This window comes from Paenibacillus sp. FSL R5-0486 (genome assembly GCF_037975155.1).
GTDB lineage: Bacteria > Bacillota > Bacilli > Paenibacillales > Paenibacillaceae > Paenibacillus > Paenibacillus amylolyticus.
This window is the reverse complement of the sequence record NZ_CP150237.1, coordinates 3658581-3678752: the sequence shown is the minus strand read 5'-3', so window position 1 is coordinate 3678752 and position 20172 is coordinate 3658581. Positions and strand designations below refer to the sequence as shown.

Sequence of the window (20172 nt, the reverse complement as noted above, 5' to 3'; positions counted from 1 at the left end):
CTATATCGTTTTCTTAAGATTTGAGGTCAGTCAAGGCGGCACGCATTGAAATGATAGTTCGGCCATCATACAATACAATAAGTGTTGTAACAGCTTGTCTGTAGAGGGGGGAATTAGCATGTACGGTTTATTAATAGTGGATGACGAGAAATCGGTTGTTGATAGTCTCGCGCTGACAATTCCCTGGGAAGATTATGGCATCCAGGAAGTGCATAGAGCATACTCTGCTACGGAGGCTCTCGATATCGCTTCCAAATACGCTGTTGATATCATGATTACCGATATTCGTATGCCCGAGATGGATGGATTGGAGCTTATTTTGGAGATTCGCCGATTCTCCAGTAAAATTAGATGCATTATTTTGTCTGGTCACGATGAGTTTGAATATGCCCAAAAAGCGATTCAGTATCAGGCTGCTAATTATCTGCTGAAGCCGATTAATACCGATGAGCTCATCCAAGCTGTAACAAAGGCTATTGCCAATATTGAGCACGAATGGGAACGCATCAGTTCATTTCAGCAAATTCAGCATGCCCTTCACGCCAATATGCCCTTGTTGCGCAATCAACTTCTCAAGGAACTTCTTCAGAACAAAGCCATGAGCCATAAGATTCTGGCTGATCGTCTCAGCATGCTGGAGATTCCCTTTGTGTCCTCTGACCCCTTTATTATGATGGTCATTCGGATGGAGGAGGAATTCTCCGGTTATGATCTTCGGTCATTATCCTTGCTCGAATATGCTGTAACCAATATAGCCGAAGAAGTGTTTCAGCATCCGTTCAAGCTGTGGCATTGTATTACAGAGCAGGGATATCTGGTATTTCTGATCAAAAACAGTGATCTGCATGCACTCGATTCAGTCGACTCCCACGCGGTCAGACTGCAAAACAATGTGCAAAAATTTTTAAAGGGAGCCATCTCCATTTGTCTGAGTAAAGAGCAATGCTTCCCTGACCACCTCTCCGATCTGTATTTAGCCTCCGTGTCAGCCATCAATCGGAATGTGGGTAGCAATAAAAGCTATTTTATTACGCTGGACAAAAAGGATGCGGATTCCCATGAACAGCAAAATCTCATTAATTTGTATGAGCCACCCTTGCTCCCTAACCTGCTGGAATCAGGTAATTGGGATGAGGCCATAAGCAAAATTTCCAGAATTCTTTTTTTGAACGAAGTTGGTAAAGAACTGTCCCACGATCAATTGTTTACAGTACTACTCTACTTGTCTTCCACATTCTCGATTTCACTAAAATCGCAGGACACGACTGTTGAGGAAATGCTGGGGGAGGAGTTCGAATTTTTACTTCGGAAAAAAAGCCAGTTATCCAGCCAACGCATATATAGCTGGGCAGAGAAAATGATTAATCAGCGGCGCAAGCAGGCTTCTAATCAGTTGATGAATGCGCATGAACAAATTACGTCTAAAGTGAGAACATACATTCAGGAGTATTTGGCAGAAGGCATCTCCCTTCAGGTCATTGCCGACTATATCGGCCTGCACCCCGTTTACCTGTCCAAGGTGTACAAAACGGTCACCGGAGAAACGATTGGTGATTATTTGTACAGCTTACGTATGAACAGAGCATCTTACTTGTTACTGAACTCAGACCTCAAAATTGCAGATGTCAGCAAGGCGCTTGGTTTTTTGGCTCCGCCACATTTTATAAAAATATTTAAAAAGCATTATGGTTGCACACCACAGGAGTTTCGTACTCGTTAACAAAATGAATGGCAAAAAAATTATGGGCTTATCGCTCATTTTAAAAGGAGAATGCACCGGGATTGCTCCCAGTGCATTTTTGCAGTTCGTATAAATCTATTATGCTTGAGCGTGTCTTTATTTTGAATATCCACCTGACAAGCTTATGACCAAATTAGCGGCCTTTTATAGGCTTTCACCCATTCCCCTGCTCAATTGCCTACATACAATACAGTAGACCAATGAACAGGAGTGATGTGATATGACATTTTTACCTCCTTTTGGACCTGGTGGAGGGTTTGGCGGACCTGGGGGTCCCGGAGGACCAGGAGGACCCGGCGGATTTCCTGGTCCGCCATCGTTCCCCGGGGGTGGAGGCGGCGGACCACAAGGCGTGCAGGCACCTACAGGGCCGCCACCATCATTCATTCCACAGCAACCCGCTTCGTTATATGCGGTAGATCCAAGAGCCATATCCGGCTGCCTGTTTCGTTACACATATATTTGGCCGGATCGTGGTCCCGGCTTCTGGATGTACCCGGTATTTGTAGGTAGAAATTCGGTGGCTGGCTTCCGTTGGAATGGCTTCTTCTGGCTATACACCGGCATTGATCTGCAGCGAATCAGCTCGTTTAGCTGTTTCTAGAAGTAAATCCCCCTGTATGCGGATTAATCCACATACAGGGGGATTTAGATTTATGGAATATTCACCTTGTCTAAAGCAACTTAATCAGCTTTTCTAGCTCATCAACCAAACTCTTTGCAAGTTCAAAATTAGTATCTTTTAAAGCCAATTCAATTTTCATTTCAACAGACTTTTTCTTTTGTTCATTTTCTAGATAGTTTTCATTAAAATGACTCGCATAAATCATCTGTCTAAATTCTTCTATACTCATTTTACTAATCGTTTTGTCCTCGATAATTAAAACATAATCCATACCATTTACAACCGAATAGAAATCATGAGAAATCATGATAATCGCACCTTTGTAGTCTTCAATGGCTTTCTCCAATGCGATTTGTGTATAGATGTCCAGATGGCTTGTCGGTTCATCTAGGAGCAATACGTTGGCTTGACTGGCAGAAACTTTAGCCAGTTGAAGCATATTTTTTTCTCCACCAGATAAAGATTCAATCTTTTGATCAAGGATTTCTCCTTCAAAGCCATAGTTTGGAAGATACGATCTAATTTCATCATACGTTTGAAAGCCGGAATCAATGAATTCATTTAGGATGGTATTCGAATCTTTTAGCATTTCGCCTTGAACCTGAGATAAATAGGCCACTTTAACATCAGCATTTATTTCAATGGCATCCTGATTATTTTTAAAGATTTCTCGGAGTAAAGTCGTTTTCCCGGTACCGTTAGGACCGATCAGGGCTACTTTATCTGTAGATTTGATCTCAAAGTTCACATTTTCCAAAAGCAACTCGTCAAAGGAAACGTTATAGTTATTGACGTTAACCACAACGGTGTCTTCCATTTCCTTATCGATTCCAAAACGGATATTCGGCTGTTTGATATCGACAAATGGCTCTTTTATTCGACGTGCTTCCAATCTCTCTTGAAACTTGACTCTGGCTTTTAACGCTCTGCCTCTGGAGGCTTCGGAATTATATGTGGCGATCTCTCTAAGATTGTCGATGATGTGATCGTATCTCTCAATTTCCTCAGCTTCAGCAACTGCGATTTCTTGCAGTTCGATCTTAGACTGAAGCAGTGAGAAGTTGTAATCGATATATCGCCCGTCAAACTCTTGGAGCTCTGTGTTTTCTAGGTGTATGATTTTGTTGAAACAATGGTTCAACAGATATCGGTTGTGCGTAACGACCAGCAACATTCCCTTGTGTGTGTTAATCAATTTTTTAAGCGCGTTCAGGTTTTCAAAGTCTAAAAATACATCAGGTTCGTCCATAATCATGAAGTCTGGACGATTCAGCATTTCCTTCATCACTTGAATAAGTTTGAATTCCCCGCCGCTTACGGCGGATATACTAAGATCTTTGAGCTTCATGAGGTTGGCAAGGTTTAACTGTTTATTGATGTTTTTTTCGTAATTATCCCCATCCATCGCCTCGAATGCATCCAAAGCCAATTGAAGCTTTTCCATCAGGAAATCCATATCCGATGTGGTGGCCATCTCCGCATAAATCGCTGTAATTTCATCTTGTATCTTGATGAATTCTTCTGCGATATATTCAAAAACGGTCATTTCTTTTGTTTTGTCTACTTGCAAAAACTGACTCACATACCCGATTCTGCAATCGGGGTCTATCTCTAACTTGCCCTCGAACAAATATCGTTCCGGATCCATCAGGATATCGATCAATGTACTTTTTCCACTGCCGCTTGTTCCGATAAAAGCACAATGTTGTGCCTCTTCAAACGTAAATGAAATGTTTTTATATAGTTCCTTTTGTGGAAATGAGAAGGATAGGTTTTCAACTTTTATCATAGTGTTACCTTTCTTTACAACTAAATTGGTGGCTAATATTAAATATATTGTCGAACACAGACTTTTAGAGTAACACTGTTTACCACCAAGTACAATCGATTTTTAGCACTTACCCTCACTTTGAAACTCTAATACGTTCTATAGAATGATGGCTAGTGGACGGTGGTTTCTTCGTAAAACACTACTGACATACTGTTGTCAGTAGTGTATTTGTATAGTTGGAGTAAGCAATTGTAAAGGAGTAAAAGTAAATGCGAAGTGTTTTTGATCCAAAATGTATTACTTATTATAGGAAGGATGATATCTCGTGAATTTTGCTTCTGTGCGTATCATTACTGATGACGTGGATCGTCTTGTCGAGTTCTATGAGAAAATTACGGGTGTTTCGGCGGAACGCCCTGCACCTGTCTTTGCCGAACTCGTTATGCCATCGTGCACTCTAGCGATCGGCCACTCCCAGACGGTGCAACTGTTTGGCGCTGGTTCCGCTGTGGCGGCCAACAATCGTACTGTCATTATTGAGTTCCACGTCCACGATGTCGATGCCGAATACGAGCGCTTGAAGCCGTTTGTCGATGAGTGGGTAAAGGAACCTACCACAATGCCGTGGGGGAATCGTGCTGTGCTGTTTCGCGATCCTGACGGTAATCTGGTTAATCTCTTCACGCCGGTGACCGAGGAAGCAATCCAACGGTTCAGTGGTAGGCGTTAAGGACAGTTGAAATGAGCTACCATAGGGAGGCATGCTTTCTAACGATCTCAATAAATGCTTCTACTTGGGGAGAGATCCACTTGTTTTTGGGATACAGCAACTGTGTAGCTAGATTTTGTTTGTACTGCTGACCTGAAAGTTTTTCCTCCTTCAGCTCCTTCTCTACCGTAATTCGAGGTAACAAGGATATACCCATACCGCTCAATATCGACTGTTTCACAGCTTCAATACTCCAGAATTCAATATTGGAAGTAATCCCAATCTGATACTCTTCAATGCATTGTTCAAATAATGTGCGATAACCGCAACCTCTTTCGGTAAAAAGTAAATTGCTTCGTACGATGTCGCGTTGTAGCTCAAATGAATTGGGGTACAACAGCATCATGGGCTCCTCAGCCAATTTCTCACTGTACAGATTGGGATCATGCACCTCTGTCCCCAACATGAAGGAAATATCACTTTTACCTTGCATCAAATTCTCTTTATAATGTACGGAATCTAATTGGTGCCACTCGATATTGACATGAGGATGCAATTTTTTGAACTCTTCAATAATAGGTGGAAAACGATAGATCAACAACGTTTCCCCAATACTGATCACGATATTACCTGTTAATTCACCTTGTGCAACAGTCACTTCCTTAATCATATGATAAAGCTCAAGCATTTTTTGGGCATGTGGCAACAATTTTTTCCCGGTCTCCGTTAAAATAACCCGCTTACCAATTCGATCAAATAAAGGGTAGTTAATCTCCTCTTCCAACGCCTTAATATGCAATGTAATTGTAGATTGCGCGTATCCAAGATGTTCAGCAGCTTTGGTAAATCCCTCGTGTTCCACAATTGCAATAAATGTGACCAGATGACGTATTTCCATCATTGGCTCCCTTCTTTGTAACATCATTAAAACTGATCGTTTACATATAAACTATCAATTTAACTAATGGAAAGCAATCGTTTATATTCAATGTAGCTCATTAAGAGCCCATTTCATTTTTAATCTCAATCGTTTATGGAAGGGAGTAATCACTATGCAAACAGTAGCAACGTCATCCATCTTGATTAATGGATATCGAATCGCTTATGAGCAATACGGAGAAGGCTCTCCCATATGGCTCCTTCACGGAACACCGTCTTATAGCTATGAATGGAGAAAAGTAATACCCGCTCTGGTTCAAAAAGGATATAAAGTCTACGTACATGACCTTCTTGGATATGGAGCATCCGAAAGACCACTCGAAGCAGATACTTCTGTGGCAGCACAATATTCGCTGTTTAGTCAGCTTTTAGACGAACTCGGAATGGATCGTTTACATGTCGCAGCCCACGATCTAGGTGGAATTGTTGGAGTCCAACTAGCCTTGGAACAGCCTGAGCGTGTACAATCGCTTACGTTACTCAACATCCCCAGCTATGATTCGTGGCCCTCACCAACCTGGAAGAAAATTATCGAAGAACAGCTTGAACAGGTTGAACAAATGTCCCGTGCTGATTTTGATACCATGCTAAAGAAACAATTATCCATGGCAGTGTATAATAAAGAGCTTATGACTGGCAATGCACTGGATGCATATCTGGAACCCCATACAGGTTCATTGGGCAAAGCCTCTTTTTTCTCCCATCAGGTAGCTCATTATAATGCAAAATATACTGAATCCTATGGAACAGATTTACCCAAGCTGAAAGTTCCCGTTCAAATTTTATGGGGGGAAGAAGACGAATGGCAGCCCCTTATGTACGCAAAGAGGCTTGTCCAGGATATTCCCCATGCCTGCCTACATGTCATTCCCAAAGCTGGTCATTTCGTAATGGAAGATGAGCCGGGGCAATGTTCTGATTATATCGACCGTTTCTGCAATAAACATCCGTGAGTAGGTTTGTATATTGAACAGAATCTCTAAGAGAAAAATTAAGCGCTCCACTGGCATAAAGCTGGTGGAGCCTTTTTTTGGTTAATGGCAAGGTGTCCTTGCATACTGTTAGTTTATAATCTGCGTATATGTATATACAAATTTAGGATTAGTCTTCATTTCCCCCTTCAATATTACGATAAATAGTATGGGGTTATACGAATAGCCATATTTACTTTATTACATCCAAGGGGGAACCGTACGTGAAACAGACTCGCAAAAAAAAGATGGATTTAAGGTTCAAACTGTATTTGATTATTCTGGTTCCGCTACTGGCCATGGGCGGTCTAATCATATGGGCAACCATCGACTCCAGTGAAAATGCATCATTAATGACCATGCAGCATAACAATCAGCAGCTGGCTGTGAATACCGCCTCTCAACTAGGTCAGGAGTCGGAATTAATTAAGACATTATCTTCTCCTGCTTCAGAGGAGAGCAACGAATATAAAAGTCTTAGGGACGAACTCGTTAAAGTTAGGCTTCAATCGGGAGCCTTGTATGTTTATATGTATAACAAAACTTCGGACGGGTGGATCTACACCGTAGATGGAGCGAATTGGGACGATACGGAATATAGTCCTTACGGCACTGCAATGGAATTCAATCCCCAGATTCAGGAACGCTTGTTACGCGGTGAAGTCGTCACAACAGGCATTGTAGATGATCCAACTTGGGGACAGCTATTGTCCTCCTTTACACCAATCAAGGATTCGCAAGGTGCTGTCATTGGCTATCTTGGCATTGATATTTCTGCTGGAGCAGTGAATCAAGTCTCCGCGACATCTGTGAATAATGCTTATCAGACCATTATCCCGATTTTTGTGGTTGTACTGATTCTTTCTTTGGTCATGATGTTATTCGTAGTACGAGGTATTCTTAGACAAGTACGCGATATTAAGTCAAGTCTCGAGCAGGTTGCTGATGGGAATCTCAAAGTCGTATCCACACACATGTCCAATGATCAACTCGGTGACATTAGTGATTTGATTAACATCATGGTTGCCCAATTGACGAACATTCTGATGGGAATACAGCAAGGTTCAAATACATTACAGCAGTCATCAAAAGATATTTCGGAAACCGCTCAGACAAACCAGCGTCAGAGCGAAGAACTTTCCAGAGCGATTGAGGAAATTGCCATAGGTTCAATGAAACAGGCTGAAGAGACAGAACACTCCGTCCAGCATTCAGAGAATCTGGGCAAAATAATGAATGAAGTAGGTTCATATGTGAAACAGTTTACTTATACTTCAGAGCAGCTATCTTCTGTTCAAATACAAGTTACACGTGAACATGAGGTTCTACTTGAGAAGGGCAGAGAGAATGCCAAGCGTGTTGAGCATCAACAGGATATTTCCAGGTCTCTGACGACTCAATCCGAACTCGCTTCCTCTATTAGCGGTCAGATTCACAACATTTTAAAACAAACTCAAATTCTATCCCTGAATGCTTCAATTGAAGCTGCCCGAGCTGGAGAAGCGGGTAAAGGCTTTGCAGTCGTTGCAGGTGAAATGGGACAGCTCGCTCAACAATCCGAACGTTCGATCCAGGAGATTGATGAGATCCTGGGTTCATTTGTTCAAGAGATACATCGGATGGGCAGTCATTTTGATGCAAATATGGTAGCTGTTAAGGAACAGGAGAAACAGATCGCTGATTGTCTCCAGGCATTTGGACAGGTTAGCCGCTTATCGACCGAAGTGCATGAGTTGGCTCAGAGTTTAGACAGCCGGACGATGGACATGCACTCTATTCGTCAGGAGTTGGAACAGAATCTCAGTTATATTGCTTCCGCAACCGAGGAAACTTCAGCCATGGCCGAAGAAGTCACGGCTAGTGCTGTGGAGCAGCAGCGATCGGCAAGCGAACTGTCGAACATCTCCGGGGAACTCGCCGGTCTTGCAGGTAACCTCAAATCATATTCCGATCAATTTCAGATCGAAGTCACTAAATAATTTCCCAATCTCATTAAGGGTGTTGTTAGATGACAATTTAGAATCGCCGCCGGAAACGTAACTTTCTTGGAGCGTTAATTTTTCGGAGGACTCAGGGTTCTGATCAGTAGCTTCCACCAACGAATTAGGAGATTCGTCACGTTGACTTAATAATGATTCCTCATTTATAATTCGAACATTAAGAGCCTGCCAGACATGACTTACCATGGATGCCTGGGATATCGATCTGTAAACAAACTCAAACTCAACAGTGAAAGATGTGAATGCATTATGGTTAAAGAGAAATTATATTACGGTAAAGATATCGAGGTTATGTTTAATTCGGATGTCTGCATTCATTCCGGTATTTGCGTAAAGGGCCTCCCTGCTGTTTTTGATTTAAGCAAGCGTCCTTGGGTTGATCCTGATGGTGACACTTCGGAAGCCATTGCCCGGCATATTGACACATGTCCAAGCGGAGCATTGACGTATAAGCTTCTGGACGGTGAATATTCAACAAAGAAAGAGGATGAACATGCATAACGTAGAACATGAACCTGCCAATAAAAGATTTCTTATTCAAGATAACGGTGACATTGCTGCGGTGATGACCTATGTAATCTCGAGTCCAGAGCTATACATCATTGATCACACATTGGTGGAAAATGCTTACCGAGGACAAGGGCTTGGCGATGAACTTATCAAAGCGATGGTGGAATACGCGCGGGAAAACGGTATTAAGATTTTACCTTTATGCCCGTTTGCCAAGGGACGTTTCGAACGTATCTCCGAATACGCGGATGTTCTCCATCAATAACGAATATTCACAGCTGATTTTCATGTGGTTATACAACAATAAAAGGCGTCTATATCATTTTCTGAATGATATAGGCGCCTTTTTCTTTTTACGTATCCTACTTTACTTTATTGCTTAATCCAACAATGGTTTCAAACGGTCGCAACACCAGTGGCAGCAAACCATTCTCATAGTTGGTAAGCCAGATCTCTGAGAAGTTGAGGCCAAGCTCATCTTCCTCAAGCTCCACCATGTGTTCAGTAAGATTGATTACTACCAGCACCTGTTGGTCTGCCAGTGTACGTGTATATGCATATACACTCGGATGATCCGGCATAAGGAGCTCATAGATCCCATAAGTCAGCGTATCGTGCTCTTTTCGCAGCTGAATCATTTCTTTATAAAATTGAAGAATAGAACGTGGTTCCTGGAGTTGTTTCTCTACATTAATATTAATGTAATTGTCATTCACCTTCAGCCATGGTGTTCCACTGGTAAACCCGGCCTCTTTGGCCGAAGACCACTGCATCGGTGTTCTGGAGTTATCGCGACTCGAAGCCCAGATGATGTTCATGATCTCCTCATGCGACATCCCCTCTTCGCGTTTGATCTGATATAAATTCCGATCGGCTATGTCGTTATAATCCGCTATGGAAGGGTAAGCCACGTTTGTCATGCCTATCTCTTGCCCCTGATATATGAAAGGTGTGCCTTGCATGAAAAAGTACATGGCTCCAAGTGCTGTGGCACTTTCATACCAATACTCCGTATCATTTCCCCAAGATGAAACTTTGCGAGGCTGATCGTGATTTTCAATAAATAAAGCATTCCAGCCGACGCCTTCCAGTGATTTTTGCCACTTGGTCAAGACGTTTTTCAGTTTGGGAACATCCAGTTGCCTGTCTGTACTGTTTTTCCAAAGGTCCAGGTGTTCGAATTGAAAGACCATATTAAATTTCCCTCTGACTTCACAGATCCAATCCAGCAGATCTTCTTGGTCCTCTACCTTAACTCCATTTGCTTCCCCAACAGTCACGACGTCATATCTGGATAATGTGTTCTCTTTCATTTCTTGCAGATAACTCTGGATTCCCTTCACATTCATATGCTTTTCAAAAGAAGAGATGTATTTGACGCCTTCTCTTATTGGCATGTCCAAGAGACCCTCTTCTTTGTGAATATGGCTGATTGCATCCACACGAAAACCATCAATCCCTTTATCCAGCCACCAATTCATCATTTCATATATGGATTTCCGAACTTCTTTATTTGCCCAATTCAAGTCTGGTTGTTTTTTGGAGAACAGATGGAGATAGTACTGTCCGGAGACTTCATCATATTCCCAAGCAGAACCGCCAAAGATGCTCTCCCAGTTGTTCGGTTCGTCCCCATTCTTCCCATCTTTCCAGATGTACCAATCCCGTTTGGGATTATCCAGTGAAGCTCTGGATTCAATAAACCACGGGTGTTCGTCACTTGTATGATTGATCACCAAGTCCATAATGAGTTTCATGCCGCGAAGATGAACTTCATTCAGTAATTGATCAAATTCCGCCATCGTGCCGAATTCATCCATAATGGAACAGTAATCGCTGATGTCATACCCATTATCGTCGTTAGGTGACTTATACATCGGACAGATCCATATCAGATCAATACCGAGATCTTGAATATAATCCAGTTTAGATATGATCCCCTTGATGTCACCAATGCCATCCCCGTTGGAATCCATAAAACTTCTCGGATAGATTTGATAAGCTACTGCTGCTTTCCACCATACTCTTTTCATTGAATATAATCCTTCTTTCTTGAGAACTGAACATTATATAACGTATTATGCTTTAATCATGAATAAGGTACATTCTGGCTTCATATGGACGTAATTCGCCCTCCGAGAGTTCACCTGTATAGTTAGCTATCAAAAGCTGATAGGACCCTGTCAATTGCTCCTGAAGCGGGAGTTCGGTCGTATATCCCTGGAAATTGCATACCACAAGAATTGTCGTACCATTCAGCGTTCGGGTATATGCAAACACGTCTGGGTTCTCTGGAAAGATCAGCTCATAATCACCATATACGATGACTTCATGATCTTTTCTGAGTTGGATTAACTTCCGGTAATAATGGAATATGGATTCAGGGTTATTCAAACTTTCCTCGGCATGGATCTGCTTATAATTTGGATTCACCTTAATCCAAGGTTCCCCTTGTGTAAAACCCGCGTTATCCGAAGTATCCCATTGCATAGGTGTGCGTGCATTATCGCGGCCCTTGGCGTAGATCGACTCCATCACGCTTTGTTCGGGATAACCTTTCTCCATTCTTTCCTTATAAAAGTTGAGCAATTCAATATCCCGATAATCCTCGATCGCATATTGAACATTCGTCATACCCAGCTCTTCACCCTGATATATGTAAGGCGTACCTTGCATGCCATGAAGAAGGGTAGCCAACATTTTAGCCGATTCAACTCTGAATTCTCCATCATTTCCCCAACGAGATACGATACGTGGCAAGTCATGGTTGTTCCAGAATAGACTGTTCCAGGCATCACCCTTGAGCTCCGTCTGCCACTTGGACAGCACTTTTTTTAATGCCATCACATCCAAAGGTTTAAGATCCCACTTTCCTTTGCCTTCTTGTTCATCCAAGCTGATGTGTTCAAATTGGAAGACCATTGAAAACTCACTGCCGTCTGGATTGCTGTACAGTTTGGCGATTTCCGGAGTGGCGCCCCATGTTTCTCCAACGGTTAGCAGGTCTTCCGCTTTTTGAAACGTCTCCTTGCTCAGTTCCCTGATGTATTTATGCAGATTAGGTCCGTTTCCCGTAATTTTCAAATCCGGTTCTTTACCAATTAAGTCGATCACGTCAAGGCGAAAACCACCCACACCCTTGTCGATCCACCAATTGATCATGTTGTATATCTCCTGCCGGACTTTGGGGTTTTCCCAATTGAGATCAGGCTGTTTTACGGAAAAGAGATGCAAATAATATTGCCCGATCTCAGGCACCCATTCCCAGGCTGAACCACCGAAGGTGGACCCCAAGTCGTTCGGAGGTGTTCCTTCCACGCCATCTCTCCAGACGTAGTAGTCATGGTACGGATTGTCTTTGCCTTTTTTGGCTTCTAGAAACCAGGGGTGTTCATCCGAAGTGTGGTTCAACACCAAATCCATGATGATTCGAATGTCTCGTTTCTTGGCTTCCAGAATTAACTGTTCCATATCTTCCAAAGACCCAAACATCGGATCGATGTCCTGATAATCTGAGATATCATATCCGTAATCATCTTGAGGAGACTTGCAGACAGGTGATAACCAGATCGCACCGATGCCGAGTTGCTGCAAATAATCCAATCGGGATACAATGCCCTCCAAGTCGCCAATTCCATCACCATTACGATCTTGAAAGCTGCGTGGATATATTTGATATACAACGGTTTCTTTCCACCATTTTTTATTTTCCATGTTCCATTCAACCTCTCTAATGTTATTCTTTGACCGATCCTACGACAATGCCCGTCACAAAGTATTTTTGCAGCAACGGATAAATCAGCAATAGCGGGATAACAGCGACTACGATTTTGGCTGCATTCAGGTTTTTGTTCGATATTTCAGTCAGGTTACTGAGTTCGCTGGAATTGGTGCCGGCTTGAAGCAAATCAGCAATATTCACGTTAAGGGACTGAATATAGGTCATTAACGGATAATTACTCACTTTGGTCATATAGATCAACCCGCCGAAAAAGTCATTCCACGTACCCACGATACTGAATAAGGCGACTGTCGCCAGTGCAGGAATGGATACGGGAACATACACTTTGAACAAGACCTGGAGCGGATTGGCCCCATCGATGAATGCTGCTTCTTCAAGCGCTTTAGGTACAGCGGAGAAGAAATTCATCACGAGAATGACACTGAATATCGGGACAGCACCTGGCAGAACAAGTGCCCAGATCGTATTCAGCATATCCAGGTTTTTGATCAGCAGGTAACTGGGAATCATGCCTCCACTGAACAACATGGCAAAAATCATGATATTCATATAAATGTTTCTGCCTTTAAAATCTCTTTTTGATTTGGATAGCGGATACGCCATTAAAATAATCAGAATCATGTTGAGCACAAGAGCTAGCGCAACACGTAGAACGGATATACCAAAGGAGCGCCAGAACTGTGCATCTTCGATAATTTTGGTATACGCTGCTGTTGTGAAATTAACTGGAACGAGACCTACTGCGTTCGCGGATACTGCCTCGCTGCTGCTGAATGAAATGGCGACGATATTCCATAACGGAAGAAGGCAGACCAATGCCAGCATGATGACGATGGCATAGATGGCAAACCGGCCAATTCGATCTTTTAAGTTTGCAGAATAGGACACAGGTTTGGCCTCCTTAGAATATTTTTCGGTCCGTATATTTTTTGGCCAACTGGTTGGCAGACATGAGCAAAACAATACCGATAACGGACTTGAACAAACCAACGGCTGTACCGAAGCTATACTGTCGTCCAACGAGACCGATCCGATAGACATAAGTATCCAGAATGTCGCCTGACTCATAGACAACCGGGTTATACAGATTATAGACTTGATCGAAACCGGCGCTCAAAATGTTGGTCAAGCTCATTACGCCCATGAGCAGAATAATAGGCAGCATGCCTGGCAATGTAATATGCCATACTTTTCTCCACCAACTGGCTCCATCCATTCCTGCTGCTTCATACAACCCAGGATCAATCGACGTAATGGCAGCCAGATAGACGATAGAACTGTAACCAAACTCTTTCCATACGTCTGTACCAATAATCAGTGGCTGGAACCAGGTGTTGCTGCCAAGGAAATTAATATTTTCGAGTCCAAAGAACGCCATCATTTGATTCACAATGCCATCCAAACTGAACATGTTGACAACAACCGATGCCAGTACAACCCAGGATAGAAAGTGCGGCAGATAAACAATCGTCTGCACAGATTTTTTAACGTATTTGATACGAATTTCATTTAATAAAACAGAAAAAATGATGGCCATCATCGTTCCGAGCAGAATCTTGCCAATCGCAATCACCAACGTATTGCTGACGACCTGCGCGATATCCGGAAGCTTGAACATATACATAAAATGCTTCAGGCCTACAAATTCGGAGCCAAACATGCCCTTGGCCGGTATATAGTCCTGAAACGCCGTAATGATGCCGACCATAGGAACATAGCTGAATACAAGCAAAAACAAAATGCCCGGAAGCATCATCATATGGTACATGGCACCTGGGCCGAGCCGCCCTCGCGCTTTCCAATTCCCCTGTTTCATGGATGAACCCCTTTTCTGAAGAAAGGCTGCGTATCGCAGCCCTGCTACTGTTCATGGATGTTTATTTTTTCGATGCGATCTCGTCTTCAATTTCCTGAATGACTTGATCACCACCTTGTTTCTTCCAATTGCTGACGAATGTATCGAAGTAATCGAGCGGTTCTGAACCCGTTACGATTTTGATAAACGACTCCTGCTCCAACTTTGTCAGATTGGCCCACGTCTGTTTCATGCTTGGTGTAGTGCCAGAGAAAGCAGGTGTCATCCATACAAATTTGTTTTCTTGTGTCAGTTTGTCGATTAGTCCCACTCCGTTGATCCGTGAATGATATTTTGACCAAGCAGTCACATCATCCGTATCCATGTCGCTCAAATAGGTTTTGATGCTTCCGATATTGTTCTTCGATTCGGTTGTGCGAACCTCATCCAGGCTGATCTCTCCTTTAATCCCGCGAACAACGTCAGAGTAATCATCCAGTAGCGATGTAGCCGAATTGACTTCGATATTGAACGGTCTCGTTGAACCGTCTACCCCGGTCTCCTGATACTTGGCAGCTTCCGGCATGGTTGTTGCGGCATTTTTATCATTGGCCAGTTTATCGTAGAACAGGTTTACAATTTTAACGGCCAGTTCAGGGTGCTCATAACCTTTTCTCACCACGATAAACTGATTGGATGGATTGGCATGCGCCACGTTGACCTTGCCGTTTGCATCCTCCAGCGTATAAGCCGAAAATTTCGCATTTTTATCCATCTGTTTTGCACTGATCAGTCCCCAGTCAGGGATATGCCACGGTCCAAAGGCGATACCGCTTTGGCCATTGGCGTAGAGTGCAGTAATATCATCAAACGTGCGGGTTCCAAATTGCGGGTCAATGATGCCATTCTTGAACCAATCCGCCATGGTGCCCAGCATTTTCTTCGTTTCTTCTGTCGTGGAACCATACACGATTTTGCCATCTTCACCATTCATCCAATATTGCGGGAAGGCTCCCTCGGTTGAGGCCACACCCAGCATCGTATAAGCAGAGCCATTATAATCTGTTGTATTCATCGTGTTCACAAATGGAATACCTACCGGGTTCCCGGATTGGCCAGGATCTCTTTTCAGGAATTCCAGCGCTGTTTTCTCCACTTCATCCAGTGAAAGGGCACCGTCTCCGTCTGCATCCAGTTGAATCCCCAGCAGATCCAGCCAATCTTGACGAACCCAAACCATCGTTGGTGCGGAATCCAGGGAAGTCGCCGGAAGTCCCATCAAACGTCCATCAATCGTTGCATTGTCTAATGCTCGGCCGTCGTAGGAATCGTACATTTGCTTGATATTATCCGTGGCATATTGATCATAAATGGCGGTCAGATCCTCAATCAGATCGTTATCCACCAGTTCTTTCAGTTCATCTTTGGAATCAACACGCATCATGTCAGGCAATTCCCCGGATGCGATGGCAAGCGATACTTGACGACTATAATCTTCACCATTGGCTTCAAATTGATCTGTAATCTGAGCGTTAAACGTGTCTTTGACCAGCCGAGTATATGCGTTGTTCTCATAGGTATCACCAGCCGGCAGTTTTGGATTGGCTGTGGTTACCCGTCCCATGGTTACGGTAATTTCGTCTTTATAGGCACTGAACGGATCTCCAGGCGTTACCTCATATTTGCCTGCTTCCTCTGCAGTAGGAGGATTGGAAGTGCCTCCACATGCCGCTAGGGCTGCAACCATCAAGGCGGACATGGACAGCACGGCCAGACGCTTTGTCACCCGTTTGCTTTTCATAGACCATTTTGTTCTCATCTAGTTCGATTCCCCTTTATTCTGATGTTCAACATATTTGTTTACGCTTTCATTATAAATTGAAGTGAAGGCCAATCGAGATAGGGATTACACGTCCGTTTGGATAGAGAAATGGTTACAGTTTTCAGTCCGTATGATGAAGTATGGTTAACTTGTGATCATTTACCCTACCTACTGACTAACATTTGTCTATCTACCCCTCTTCTCGATCAAAAACAAAAGCCGGCAGCTCCTAAAACAGGAGACTGTCGGCTATTTATTTCCTCTACCTAGCTGCCGATATTCGCTTGGCAGAAGACCTGTCAGTTCGCGGAAAATCCGGCTGAAATATTTTTCATCCGTATAACCCACTCGCTCCGCAATCCAGAAAATCGTATTATTCGTATTGAGCAAGTACTCTTTGGATTTCTCCACCCGGATGAAGCGGGAGTACTCATTAAAGGTTTTCCCCATCAGATCTTTGAAACATTGACTGAAATAACTTCGGCTGATATTGAGTTGTTGGGAGAGACCTGAAGCTGTATAGGCCTGTTCCAAATCCTGCTGCACGATCATCACCGCTTTTTTCACGGCATCGATGATTTCCTGTGAGTACGAAGTCTGTTCATCAGCCTTTCGAATGCTTGCAGCAGTCTGTTTGATCCATTCTTCAACCTCGTACCAAGACTCGAAAGAATGGATCATCGAGATTCTTCCAAGCGTAGTTTGGGCAAAAATACGGTTCCACTCCATTAAGATCGAGTACAGCAATCCCATCAACTGACCTTTATGTAATCGTAAGGATATAAACTGGTCAATGAGTTGGTTATAGTAACTGTCGTGGTGGGTCCATGGGGTTTGGAACCAACTTTGTTTAATCCGGTCAAGGTCCTCATCCTGTGGTTCATTTGAACATGTGTCTTTCTCATTCATCGAAACGGCAATGACTTGGTTATTGGGGTTGTATGCATAGAATAAAGACGTCTCTGTATAATTCATAATCCAGTTTTTGATTTGCGACCATGTTCGCTCTTGTACATCAGACAAAACCAACAACGTACACTGGGGAACTTGATGCAGGCATTCCTTCAATTGATGAAACAGTTGATTCTCTTCGGACGGGGGTGTAGCCCACATGTAGCTATGACGCTCAACCTCCCATCTTATCTCATCTTCATGCGCAGTTAGCTCCATTGGCCATGTATGCTCTGATTTCCGATCTTGTGAAACAAGAGCATACACATTTCGATAATGGAAATTGATTTCATTCTGTGCAGGCATCTTTCTTATCGTGCTTGTCAACCCGTTAATTCGGGTATGAATCCGTTGCAGAACATGTTCGAATTGCTCTTTCTCCAGCTGCACTTTGGCTATATAATCGATGGCTCCGAGTCTTAGCGCTTCCTGGATATAATCGAAATCCTGATGCAGTGTTAACACGACGATATGAAGTTCAGGATAGAGCTGCCTTGCAGCTCGCATCAGTTCGATCCCTGACATGACGGGCATCGCAAGATCCGTTAGCATCAGATCGACCGGTTGGGTTTTCAGAAAATCCAGTGCTTTCAACCCGTTGCTTGCTTCTCCTACAACCTCCATGTCGAACTCGTCCCATGGCATCGCAGAGCTAATACCTTTGCGTACCAGCTTATCATCATCTACAATCAATACCTTAATCATGCCGAGATATCTTCTCCTTTAATAGGCAATACGAGCAGTATGCTTGTCCCTGTTCCCAATTCACTCTCGATCACCAGTTGTGCTTGGTCCCCGTACTGTGCTTTCAACATGCGGTGAACGTAATTAAGTCCGATGCCCATCCCTACTTTTTGTTGTTCAGCTTCACGATTGTTCAGCAGATTATGAATGGTTTCCTCAGTCATACCTGCACCATTATCTTGTATCATAATGTTCAACGTTGAAGTGCATGTCACTTCAATCTGAATAAAACCTTCGTCACTTAATCCATGATATAACGAATTTTCAACCAGAGGTTGCAGAATAAAGCGGGGCACAGGAATTTGAAGCACTTGTTCATCTGCAGTAATGCGGACGTCAAATTCAAAGTCATAGCGAATTTGCTGCAAAATTAGATACTGTCTTAGGGCATCGATCTCCTCTTCCATAGTGGATACTTGCCCTAATTTGCCTAGATTGTAATAGAGCAACTTGTTCAATGACTGCACCAGCTTGTCGATCTCCCCTTGTCCGTTCATGACGGCCAGCCAGTGCACCGTATCGAGCGTATTCATCAGAAAGTGCGGGTTGATCTGATAGAGCAGCTTTTCCACTTCCAGGTCTGCACGAATCTTCTCTTTCTGCTGTACTTCCTTGAAGAGGTCACCAATCTGATGCTGCATGTTCGAAAATTCACCCAACAGAAAATCAAATTCGGGAATCTGAGTGCGAGCTCGGCTCCCTTTTGTTTGTGGATTTTTGGACATTCCATTGATCTCCGAATGGAACAGACCGAGTGGTTTGTACACCATCTTCCACAGGAGCCAAGCGAGAAACACGGTAAAGCCGAGGAAAAATAAAGCGACCAGCAAAATTTGAAGCAACCACTGGTTTTTCTCCTGTTGATATTGAGACTGCGAAATGACCGATACGACACTCCATTTCTGTGAGGAATCCTCCTTGAACCAGTGATACCCGCGGGATATTCCGTCCTTGGCAGGATCGACCGTTAAGCTGGTGAAATTCTCCCCTACCTTCATGGCTTCCGGTATTTCGCTGTACACAATGTTGCCTTCACCATCCAGGATGAGATGAGATAATGCGCCGTTGTATTGATTGTAACCCAAGATATCTTGAGTGAGGCGAAAGCCTGATTCTACGTAAATGAACACGTCGTTCCTCTCGGATAATTGCACTTTGCGCATAGCAGACAGAACGAGTTGATCATCAAATCGGTTCATACTCATATGGGGGCCATAGTACTTAATGCCATAGGTTTGGAAGAGCACAGGCAGAGACTCAGGAGAGAAACGATCCTTAATCGGAAAGTTGCCGAACTGAGTAGTACCTTCTTTTTGAAAGTAATATAGGGTCAATCCGATATTAGGATTGGTGAAGGTCACAACACTTAACTCGTTTTTTAATTCGTCCCTGGCCTCAATCAGTTCGAAGATATCGGAGGACGGATTCAAGAATTCATCCATTCTTTTGCCTAAAGTACCCCTGTAAGATAATTGTTGCGTCACATGATTCAGATTGGTGATGGAATTCTCCAATGAGGATGTCACCTGCTGTAAATTGCTACGGATACCATCATCGATCTTATTTGCGAAAATGGAGTCGATCGTATAATAAGAAATTGCAAATATACTGATAAAGGGGATAAACGCACTGAGAAAGAACAGTAAAAATATTCTTTTTTTAAGTGTCATGGGAACCTATTCTCCTTCTGAAAATGAAACAGCAAGCCTCCTGCGTATGGAAGCTTGCTCTGAATATACATTCAAGCGGACAGGCTGTCTGTATCCTGTCCAAGTCCAATTTCCTTTCATCATTATAGATTGATATTCAAATAAGTCAAACGCTTTCATACTGTGCGCATATAAAAAGTGCT

General features: G+C 43.2%; 16 protein-coding genes. 7 read left to right on the top strand and 9 right to left on the bottom strand.

The features are described from left to right. Window positions 1-118: 118 nt before the first annotated feature. Both MKY01_RS16335 and MKY01_RS16330 read left to right on the top strand, forming a co-directional pair. Window positions 119-1720, top strand: a complete 1602-nt coding sequence (locus MKY01_RS16335; protein ID WP_339282618.1) for a response regulator — start codon at window positions 119-121, stop codon at window positions 1718-1720. A 241-nt stretch (window positions 1721-1961) separates the two neighbouring features. Next, window positions 1962-2345 carry a hypothetical protein gene (locus tag MKY01_RS16330; protein ID WP_047843165.1) on the top strand — a complete coding sequence of 128 codons (384 nt, stop codon included), beginning with the start codon at window positions 1962-1964 and terminating at the stop codon, window positions 2343-2345. Window positions 2346-2415: 70 nt separating this feature from the next. Here the strand turns inward: MKY01_RS16330 and MKY01_RS16325 are convergent, their stop codons facing one another. After that, complete coding sequence (locus MKY01_RS16325; RefSeq protein WP_339282616.1) at window positions 2416-4155, bottom strand: ATP-binding cassette domain-containing protein; 1740 nt, start codon at window positions 4153-4155, stop codon at window positions 2416-2418. Window positions 4156-4462: 307 nt separating this feature from the next. Here MKY01_RS16325 and MKY01_RS16320 point away from each other — a divergent pair, with 307 nt between their 5' ends. After that, the gene (locus MKY01_RS16320) at window positions 4463-4867 is read left to right on the top strand and encodes a VOC family protein (protein ID WP_339193453.1); all 405 of its coding nucleotides are present in this window, start codon (window positions 4463-4465) and stop codon (window positions 4865-4867) included. A gap of 16 nt (window positions 4868-4883) precedes the next feature. Here MKY01_RS16320 and MKY01_RS16315 read toward each other — a convergent pair whose 3' ends face one another. Next, entirely contained in the window at window positions 4884-5747 is an 864-nt protein-coding gene (locus MKY01_RS16315) for a LysR family transcriptional regulator (protein WP_127549400.1), read from the bottom strand. A 151-nt stretch (window positions 5748-5898) separates the two neighbouring features. On the opposite strand from MKY01_RS16315, the gene MKY01_RS16310 reads away from it, so the two are divergent. From MKY01_RS16310 to MKY01_RS16295, 4 genes are all read left to right on the top strand, one after another. Next, window positions 5899-6738 (top strand): alpha/beta hydrolase, encoded by an 840-nt coding sequence (locus MKY01_RS16310; RefSeq protein WP_339282615.1) that lies wholly within the window; start codon window positions 5899-5901, stop codon window positions 6736-6738. A 242-nt stretch (window positions 6739-6980) separates the two neighbouring features. Further along, window positions 6981-8735: a methyl-accepting chemotaxis protein gene (locus MKY01_RS16305; protein ID WP_339282613.1), complete on the top strand. Its 1755-nt coding sequence runs from the start codon at window positions 6981-6983 to the stop codon at window positions 8733-8735. A 270-nt stretch (window positions 8736-9005) separates the two neighbouring features. Then, a complete protein-coding gene (locus tag MKY01_RS16300; protein ID WP_036616061.1) occupies window positions 9006-9257 on the top strand; it encodes a (4Fe-4S)-binding protein in 252 nt (83 codons plus the stop codon). Then, on the top strand, window positions 9250-9531 hold the full coding sequence (locus MKY01_RS16295) for a GNAT family N-acetyltransferase (RefSeq protein WP_036615433.1): 282 nt from the start codon (window positions 9250-9252) through the stop codon (window positions 9529-9531). The genes MKY01_RS16300 and MKY01_RS16295 overlap by 8 nt, the downstream gene beginning before the upstream one ends. Window positions 9532-9628: 97 nt before the next feature. Here MKY01_RS16295 and MKY01_RS16290 read toward each other — a convergent pair whose 3' ends face one another. The 7 genes from MKY01_RS16290 to MKY01_RS16260 all read right to left on the bottom strand — a co-directional run bounded on the left by MKY01_RS16290 (window position 9629) and on the right by MKY01_RS16260 (window position 19990). After that, the gene (locus MKY01_RS16290) at window positions 9629-11299 is read right to left on the bottom strand and encodes an alpha-glucosidase (RefSeq protein ID WP_339282611.1); all 1671 of its coding nucleotides are present in this window, start codon (window positions 11297-11299) and stop codon (window positions 9629-9631) included. Between the two features lie 52 nt (window positions 11300-11351). Then, the gene (locus MKY01_RS16285; RefSeq protein ID WP_339282609.1) at window positions 11352-12980 is read right to left on the bottom strand and encodes an alpha-glucosidase; all 1629 of its coding nucleotides are present in this window, start codon (window positions 12978-12980) and stop codon (window positions 11352-11354) included. A 22-nt stretch (window positions 12981-13002) separates the two neighbouring features. Then, on the bottom strand, window positions 13003-13896 hold the full coding sequence (locus tag MKY01_RS16280; protein ID WP_100527586.1) for a carbohydrate ABC transporter permease: 894 nt from the start codon (window positions 13894-13896) through the stop codon (window positions 13003-13005). Between the two features lie 13 nt (window positions 13897-13909). Beyond that, window positions 13910-14824, bottom strand: a complete 915-nt coding sequence (locus MKY01_RS16275; protein WP_253508706.1) for an ABC transporter permease subunit — start codon at window positions 14822-14824, stop codon at window positions 13910-13912. A gap of 61 nt (window positions 14825-14885) precedes the next feature. Further along, window positions 14886-16622 carry a sugar ABC transporter substrate-binding protein gene (locus MKY01_RS16270; protein WP_339282607.1) on the bottom strand — a complete coding sequence of 579 codons (1737 nt, stop codon included), beginning with the start codon at window positions 16620-16622 and terminating at the stop codon, window positions 14886-14888. A gap of 252 nt (window positions 16623-16874) precedes the next feature. Next, window positions 16875-18281, bottom strand: a complete 1407-nt coding sequence (locus MKY01_RS16265) for a response regulator (protein WP_127549414.1) — start codon at window positions 18279-18281, stop codon at window positions 16875-16877. Then, complete coding sequence (locus MKY01_RS16260; RefSeq protein WP_127549416.1) at window positions 18278-19990, bottom strand: histidine kinase; 1713 nt, start codon at window positions 19988-19990, stop codon at window positions 18278-18280. The genes MKY01_RS16265 and MKY01_RS16260 overlap by 4 nt, the downstream gene beginning before the upstream one ends. Between the last annotated feature and the right edge of the window lie 182 nt (window positions 19991-20172).

Bases quoted from the DNA above. Each gene is read 5' to 3' on its own strand.
- MKY01_RS16335 (WP_339282618.1), top strand. From the start codon at position 119: ATGTACGGTTTATTAATAGTGGATGACGAGAAATCGGTTGTTGATAGT.
- MKY01_RS16330 (WP_047843165.1), top strand. From the start codon at position 1,962: ATGACATTTTTACCTCCTTTTGGACCTGGTGGAGGGTTTGGCGGACCT.
- MKY01_RS16325 (WP_339282616.1), bottom strand. From the start codon at position 4,155: ATGATAAAAGTTGAAAACCTATCCTTCTCATTTCCACAAAAGGAACTA.
- MKY01_RS16315 (WP_127549400.1), bottom strand. From the start codon at position 5,747: ATGATGGAAATACGTCATCTGGTCACATTTATTGCAATTGTGGAACAC.
- MKY01_RS16310 (WP_339282615.1), top strand. From the start codon at position 5,899: ATGCAAACAGTAGCAACGTCATCCATCTTGATTAATGGATATCGAATC.
- MKY01_RS16300 (WP_036616061.1), top strand. From the start codon at position 9,006: ATGGTTAAAGAGAAATTATATTACGGTAAAGATATCGAGGTTATGTTT.
- MKY01_RS16295 (WP_036615433.1), top strand. From the start codon at position 9,250: ATGCATAACGTAGAACATGAACCTGCCAATAAAAGATTTCTTATTCAA.
- MKY01_RS16290 (WP_339282611.1), bottom strand. From the start codon at position 11,299: ATGAAAAGAGTATGGTGGAAAGCAGCAGTAGCTTATCAAATCTATCCG.
- MKY01_RS16285 (WP_339282609.1), bottom strand. From the start codon at position 12,980: ATGGAAAATAAAAAATGGTGGAAAGAAACCGTTGTATATCAAATATAT.
- MKY01_RS16275 (WP_253508706.1), bottom strand. From the start codon at position 14,824: ATGAAACAGGGGAATTGGAAAGCGCGAGGGCGGCTCGGCCCAGGTGCC.
- MKY01_RS16270 (WP_339282607.1), bottom strand. From the start codon at position 16,622: ATGAGAACAAAATGGTCTATGAAAAGCAAACGGGTGACAAAGCGTCTG.
- MKY01_RS16265 (WP_127549414.1), bottom strand. From the start codon at position 18,281: ATGATTAAGGTATTGATTGTAGATGATGATAAGCTGGTACGCAAAGGT.
- MKY01_RS16260 (WP_127549416.1), bottom strand. From the start codon at position 19,990: ATGACACTTAAAAAAAGAATATTTTTACTGTTCTTTCTCAGTGCGTTT.